A 6,624-nucleotide genomic window follows, 5' to 3' on the forward strand; every position below is an offset into this window, starting at 1 on the left:
TAGTCGAGCAACGGAGTGTCAAGGGCGCCTGCCAGGGGTTGGGGCCTCTCTTGGGCCGTCGCTCATCTATCTCCAGGCTGTCACGACCACAGCGCTCATGCGGTTCTCGACCGTTGACGAGCCGAAATGGCCGGCGAGCGCCTCCATGGCCCTGGCCGTGATCTCTTCCAGACGGCCAGGGGCGCGGGCTTCGATCTCGGCCCGCAGGGGCGTGCCCTGGCAGAGCCCGATGGCGGGCTCCCGCGTGGAGGGCGCATGGCTGATCTTGTCGACCACACTGACGTCGACATTCTCGAAACCCGCCTGCTGAACCTCGCCGCGGATGCGGTCCGGGTCGAAATAGCCGAAGGGCACCCGCTCGATGAACCGGGGCGGGTCATCAGGGAAGGCTTTTGCGACGGTTTCCGACACGATGCGGCTGACGGGATTGAAGTCGAGGGCGTTCCACACATTGAACAGGAAGCGTCCGCCGGGCTTCAGCACCCGCAGGGCCTCCCGGTAGCCCGAGAGTTTGTCGGGAAAGAACATCACCCCGAACTGGCACACGACCGCGTCGAAGCTGCCGTTGTCGAAAGGCAGAGCCTGGGCATCGGCCTGGAGCCAGCGCACGTTCGGAGCCCGCAACCTGGATTGCGCATGATCAAGCATGGCCTGATTGAGATCGGTGGCGGTGATCTCGACCTGCGGTGGTAGGGTCTTAGCCAGGGCACGGGTGACGATGCCCGTCCCCGCCGCTGTCTCCAGAATGTGCCCCCGGGTGAGATCCGTCAGCCGTTCCGCGAGATCCTCGGCAAAGGGCTCGAATTTGAGGGGACCGAGATACTGCTCATACAGGGCCGGAATGGAGCCCTTGAAGACTGCGTCTGTGGCGCTCATCGTTCCCTCCGCCGGAGAAAGCCGGGATGATTGCCTCTTTGCGGAAGCGGAGCAAGGTCGCAGAAGTGGCAGCGCGGGCTATCCCAGCAGCCACGCGAAGGCACGCTCCAGGCTCGCTGTGCCATCACGGTCGAACCAGCGGCCATGGCTGAAGATGACCCGCTCCGGGTTCCACGCGACGATCCGCGAGACAGCCTCCTTCGCCTCCTTGTGGCGAAGGCGAACGACAAAGCGCAGATAAGCCGGGGCCTTGCCGTTGGGCGCGTCGACACCGGTGAGCCTCGCGAAGAGGCGCGTTCCCAGGGGCAGCTTCTCCGGCTCGAGATTCTGGATCAGGTCCGTCAGGATGAGGGTTCGCGTAGGCCGGTGCAGGAACGCGACCTCGCGAAAGCCGGCGCCGCCTGGGACGATGATCTGCTCGATCTCGCCACCCCAGTCATCCGGCGGGGAATCCGTCAGGTCGCGATCGAGTCGGATGCCTGCTTTGCGCACCTGCGGCCGCTGGCGAAGGTTGGGCGCAGCCGACGTCTTGGCCGCCGGGCAGCCGCCCTGCCAGCCCTTCAGGTGGGTCCAGTGCGCGATGTTGGGCGCGACGAGATGGCGGATCGGCCCCAGCGTCTCGATCTCGCGCCGCAGCTCCGCGTTGTACCGGGTCGGCGAATGAAGCCAGACATCGCCGTTGCTCAACCGGATCACCGTCGTCCGCACCGGAAGGCTCAACCCCATCGCCTCCTGCGGTCCGCTATCGACAATCCAGAGGTTCTCGGCGACGGGCTTGAGCACATCGAGGGGAGGGTAGGTGACGTCTTCGCCCGGCATGTTTCGTCTTCTTCCCTATAGGCGACGAAGAGGTAGCGTCGTTTCGCGCGAAACCCTCGTCAAAAGCTACGCCTGATATGGCAGAATGCCCATCGGGCTGTGAAGGTTGCGCACTTGTGCGGACTCTCCATCGAGCCTAGCACTGGAGCACTGAGTACGCGCAGCACAGAGAGGTAGACAGTCATGTGGACCGACCGGCGCATTCTGGATCTTCTGGGGATCGAACTTCCCATCATCCAGGCTCCCATGGCTGGGGCCAACCTCTCCGACTTGGTCATTGCCGTCTCGGAAGCGGGGGGAATGGGATCTCTGCCCTGTGCGCTGCTAAGCGTCGACAAGGCAAGGGAGGAACTGACGAGGATCCGGCAGCACACGAAGAGGCCCATCAATGTCAATTTCTTCTGCCATCGAGCGCCTGATGGCGATGCCGGCCATGAAACCGCATGGAAGGAGCGCCTGAAAGGCTATTATCTGGAACTGGGCCTCGACCCTGATGCGCCGACGTCGCCCTCGACACGTGCTCCCTTCGACGAAGGCTACTTGAGCCTCGTGGAGGAGTTCAGGCCCGAAGTCGTGAGCTTCCATTTCGGCCTGCCTCAGCAAGGCCTTTTGAAACGCGTGAAGGATACGGGCGCTAAGGTCCTATCCTCTGCGACCACCGTCGACGAAGCGCGTTGGCTGGAGGACGGAGGTTGTGACGCGATCATCGCGCAGGGTTTCGAAGCGGGTGGCCACCGCGGCATCTTTCTCTCGGACGAAATCTCAACCCAGGTCGGCACCATGGCCTTGGTGCCGCAGGTTGTCGATGCGGTGAAGATTCCCGTGATCGCAGCAGGCGGAATTGCCGATGCCCGTGGTATCGTTGCGGCTCTTGCTCTGGGTGCATCGGCGGTACAGATCGGAACGGCCTATCTGTTCACGCCGGAATCAACGATTGCGCCGCTGCACAGACAGGCTCTCAGGGCTGCGAAGGATGATCGAACGGCGCTTACAAACGTCTTTACCGGACGTCCCGCGCGCGGGATCGTCAACCGGATCATGCGCGAGCTCGGTCCGATCTCACCGGCGGCGCCTCCGTTTCCCTTGGCTGGTGGCGCGCTTGCACCCTTGCGTCAGAAGACCGAGCCGCTCGGTTCAAGCGATTTCATGTCTCTCTGGTCGGGGCAGGCAGCACGCCTCGCCCGCGAGCTTCCCGCGGGAGAACTGACAAAGACATTGGCGCAGGAAGCGTTGGCCAAACTCGGACAGGGTTCTGTCTGAGGTAAGGCGGTCTATAGCCTTACTCCGCCGCCTGCCGCGTCACCTTCTTGTCCTTCCTGGGCGCCTCTTTCTTCGCCGGCTCCTTTTTGGCAGAAGCCTTCTGCGGCGCGTCCTTCTTCAAGGGCCTGCGCTCCAGCACTTCCTTGAGGAAGCGGCCGGTGTGGCTTTCCTTGGACTCGGCGATGTCCTCCGGCGTGCCTTGGGCGACGATGCGGCCGCCACCGTTGCCGCCCTCAGGCCCCATATCGATCACCCAGTCGGCGGTCTTGATGACCTCGAGGTTGTGCTCGATCACCACGACGCTGTTGCCCTGGTCGACCAGCTCGTGCAGCACTTCCAGAAGCTTCGCAACGTCGTGGAAGTGCAGCCCGGTGGTGGGCTCGTCGAGGATGTAGAGCGTGCGGCCGGTGGCGCGCTTGGAGAGCTCCTTGGAGAGTTTTACGCGTTGGGCTTCGCCACCGGAGAGTGTCGTCGCTTGCTGGCCCACATGCACGTAGTCGAGGCCGACGCGGGCGAGCGTCTGCATCTTCTCGCGGATCGACGGCACCGCCTTGAAGAGCTCGCGGGCTTCCTCCACGGTCATGTCGAGCACGTCGGCAATCGACTTCTCGCGGTACTTCACCTCCAGCGTCTCGCGGTCGTAGCGCTTGCCCTTGCACACGTCGCAGGTGACGTAGACGTCAGGCAGGAAGTGCATCTCGATCTTGATCACGCCGTCGCCCGAGCAGGCCTCGCAGCGGCCGCCCTTCACGTTGAACGAGAACCGTCCGGCCTGGTAGCCGCGGGCCTTCGCCTCGGGCAGGCCTGCGAACCATTCGCGGATCGGCGTGAAGGCGCCCACATAGGTGGCCGGGTTCGAGCGCGGCGTGCGGCCGATGGGCGACTGGTCGATGTCGATGACCTTGTCGAGATGCTCCAGCCCGTCGATGCGCTCGTGTGGGGCAGGGTGCTCCAGGGCGTTGTTGAGCTTGCGCGCCACGGCCTTGTAGAGCGTGTCGATGACGAGCGTCGACTTGCCGCCGCCGGACACGCCGGTGATGCAGGTGAACGTGCCGAGCGGGATCTCCGCCGTTACGTTTTTCAGGTTGTTGCCCTTGGCACCCACGACCTTCAGCATGCGCTTGGGATCGCGCTTGCGGCGCTTTCCCGGCACCTTCACGGACATCTCACCCGTGAGATACTTGCCGGTGAGCGACTTCGGGTTCGCCATCACCTCGTCAGGCGTGCCCTCGGCAATGATCTGCCCACCATGGATGCCGGCGCCTGGGCCGATGTCGAACACGTAATCGGCTTGGAGGATCGCATCCTCGTCGTGCTCCACCACGATAACCGTGTTGCCGAGATCGCGCAGGCGCTTGAGCGTGCCGAGCAGGCGCTCGTTGTCGCGCTGGTGCAGGCCGATGGAGGGCTCGTCGAGCACGTAGAGAACGCCTGTCAGGCCGGAGCCGATCTGGCTTGCCAGACGGATGCGCTGGCTCTCGCCGCCCGACAGGGTGCCGGAGGCGCGGGCGAGCGTCAGGTATTCTAGGCCCACATCGACCAAGAAGGTGAGGCGCTCGCGGATTTCCTTGAGAATCCGGCCGGCGATCTCGTTCTGCTTCTTGGTCAGCTTCTTCGACAGGTCGCTGAACCAGACCTGCGCGTCCTTCACGGACAGCGCCGTGGCATCGCCGATGTCGGAGCCGGCGATCTTCACCGCCAGGGCTTCCGGCTTCAGGCGTTTGCCGCCGCAGGACTCGCAGGGCGTCTCGCTCATGAAGCGGCCGATTTCCTCGCGCGCCCAGTCGCTCTCGGTTTCCTTGTAGCGGCGCTCCAGATTGGGGATCACGCCCTCGAAGGGCTTTCTGACCTCGTAGGCGCGCATGCCGTCGTCATAGGCCATGCGGATGTTCTCGCCATCCGAGCCGTAGAGGATGACCTCGCGCACCTTCTCCGGCAGCTCCTCCCACGGCTTCGTCATGGACGCCTTGAAGTGCTTGGTGATCGCCTCGAGCGTCTGGCCGTAATAGGGCGAGGTGGATTTAGCCCACGGCATGATGGCGCCGCGCTTGAGCGACAGCGTCTCGTCCACCACGAGCGCCTCGTCGATGCGCATCTCGTGGCCGATGCCGCCGCAGGTGGGGCAGGCGCCGAAGGGGTTGTTGAACGAGAACAGGCGCGGCTCGATCTCCGGGATCGTGAAGCCGGAAACCGGGCAGGCGAATTTGGACGAAAAGACAATGCGCTTCGGCTTGCCCTTCTCGTCCTTCTCGTCGGCGTATTCGATGACCGCGATGCCGTCGGTGAGTTCGAGCGCGGTCTCGAAGGAATCCGCCAGGCGCGCGGCGATGTCGGCCCGCACCACGATGCGGTCCACCACCACGTCGATGTCGTGCTTGAACTTCTTGTCGAGGGCCGGGGCCTCATCGATGGCGTAATACTCGCCGTCGATCTTCAGGCGCTGAAAGCCCTTCTTCTGGAACTCGGCGATCTCCTTGCGGTACTCGCCCTTGCGGCCGCGCACCACGGGGGCCAGCAGGAAGAGCCGCGTCTTCTCCGGCAGCTCCAGCACCCGGTCCACCATCTGGGAGACGGTCTGGCTTTCGATGGGCAGGCCGGTGGCGGGCGAATAGGGGATGCCGACGCGCGCCCAGAGCAGGCGCATGTAGTCGTAGATCTCGGTGACGGTGCCGACCGTCGAGCGCGGGTTCTTGGAGGTGGTCTTCTGCTCGATGGAGATGGCCGGCGAGAGGCCGTCGATCTGGTCCACGTCCGGCTTCTGCATCATCTCCAGGAACTGGCGGGCATAGGCCGAAAGCGACTCGACATAGCGGCGCTGCCCCTCGGCATAGATCGTATCGAAGGCCAGCGACGACTTGCCGGAGCCGGACAACCCCGTGAACACCACGAGCTGGTCCCGCGGGACCATGAGGTCGACGTTCTTGAGGTTGTGCTCCCGCGCCCCGCGCACGGAGATCACGCGCGCATTCGGATCGCCCGCCTTGGCGCGGTTGAACAGATCGTCGAGTTTAGCCATTGCCCAGCTTAGCCTTTTGAGGAGGACCGGCCTCGCCCGGCCGGCTCCCGCATATGTGATGCCCCAGCCGCCGGCGCAATGCGGCGGATGATTCCAGGAGCGGGATCCTAGAACAAAGAGGGTACAGGGGCAACAGGATTGATTGCTGTGCTAGAGCTTGGAAGCGTAAAGCACGCTTTTCACCGCCCCTTCATTCAGAGAGTATAACGAAACGTTATGTAATGGCATATAAGGAACATTATTGTACCGGCAGACAATCTTAAGACTGTCATTCAACGAGGTCGATCCATGCCTGCGCCTGTCCTGTGGGGAAATCAGTTCGTCATTGATAACGAGCCGAACAATCAGTCGGGCTCAATCAAGATGATGGCTCTTGCAGATGGCGGGTTTGTCGGGATCTGGTTTGAGGATCAAGGTGGGTTACGCATCCGGACGTTTAATTCAGATGGGGTGACGCGGAACCCTGAAGTGAGTATGCCCGGTGAGACAGCCGGTAATGCCTTTGATAACATTGAAGTAACGCTCCTTACCGATGGTGGATATGTGGTATCCTGGATGGGGAGAGAAGGCATTAATTGTGAGGTCCGACGACATCGTTTCAATTTTCTGATCGTCAGATGAGCCTCTGAGATGCGATGCTGATCCTGTTGCTG

General features: G+C 63.0%; 5 protein-coding genes. 2 read left to right on the forward strand and 3 right to left on the reverse strand.

The window, feature by feature from the left end:
• Nucleotides 1-66 precede the first annotated feature (66 nt).
• Nucleotides 67-876 carry a class I SAM-dependent methyltransferase gene (locus IC232_RS18575; RefSeq protein ID WP_190846468.1) on the reverse strand — a complete coding sequence of 270 codons (810 nt, stop codon included), beginning with the start codon at nt 874-876 and terminating at the stop codon, nt 67-69.
• 78 nt (nt 877-954) lie between these two features.
• The gene (locus IC232_RS18580; protein ID WP_190846469.1) at nt 955-1,695 is read right to left on the reverse strand and encodes a DUF4336 domain-containing protein; all 741 of its coding nucleotides are present in this window, start codon (nt 1,693-1,695) and stop codon (nt 955-957) included.
• Between the two features lie 183 nt (nt 1,696-1,878).
• On the opposite strand from IC232_RS18580, the gene IC232_RS18585 reads away from it, so the two are divergent.
• Nucleotides 1,879-2,955: an NAD(P)H-dependent flavin oxidoreductase gene (locus tag IC232_RS18585; RefSeq protein ID WP_190846470.1), complete on the forward strand. Its 1,077-nt coding sequence runs from the start codon at nt 1,879-1,881 to the stop codon at nt 2,953-2,955.
• 19 nt (nt 2,956-2,974) lie between these two features.
• Here IC232_RS18585 and uvrA read toward each other — a convergent pair whose 3' ends face one another.
• On the reverse strand, nt 2,975-5,971 hold the full coding sequence (uvrA, locus tag IC232_RS18590) for an excinuclease ABC subunit UvrA (RefSeq protein ID WP_190846471.1): 2,997 nt from the start codon (nt 5,969-5,971) through the stop codon (nt 2,975-2,977).
• 288 nt (nt 5,972-6,259) lie between these two features.
• Between uvrA and IC232_RS18595 the strand changes: the two genes are divergently transcribed.
• The gene (locus tag IC232_RS18595) at nt 6,260-6,592 is read left to right on the forward strand and encodes a hypothetical protein (protein WP_190846472.1); all 333 of its coding nucleotides are present in this window, start codon (nt 6,260-6,262) and stop codon (nt 6,590-6,592) included.
• The last annotated feature ends 32 nt before the right edge of the window (nt 6,593-6,624 follow it).

The organism is Microvirga sp., from assembly GCF_014699075.1.
In the GTDB taxonomy this organism is placed as follows: domain Bacteria; phylum Pseudomonadota; class Alphaproteobacteria; order Rhizobiales; family Beijerinckiaceae; genus Microvirga.

Excerpts from the sequence above, each read along its gene's own strand:
- IC232_RS18575 (WP_190846468.1), bottom strand. The coding sequence starts at position 876 with ATGAGCGCCACAGACGCAGTCTTCAAGGGCTCCATTCCGGCCCTGTAT.
- IC232_RS18580 (WP_190846469.1), bottom strand. The coding sequence starts at position 1,695 with ATGCCGGGCGAAGACGTCACCTACCCTCCCCTCGATGTGCTCAAGCCC.
- IC232_RS18585 (WP_190846470.1), top strand. The coding sequence starts at position 1,879 with ATGTGGACCGACCGGCGCATTCTGGATCTTCTGGGGATCGAACTTCCC.
- uvrA (WP_190846471.1), bottom strand. The coding sequence starts at position 5,971 with ATGGCTAAACTCGACGATCTGTTCAACCGCGCCAAGGCGGGCGATCCG.
- IC232_RS18595 (WP_190846472.1), top strand. The coding sequence starts at position 6,260 with ATGCCTGCGCCTGTCCTGTGGGGAAATCAGTTCGTCATTGATAACGAG.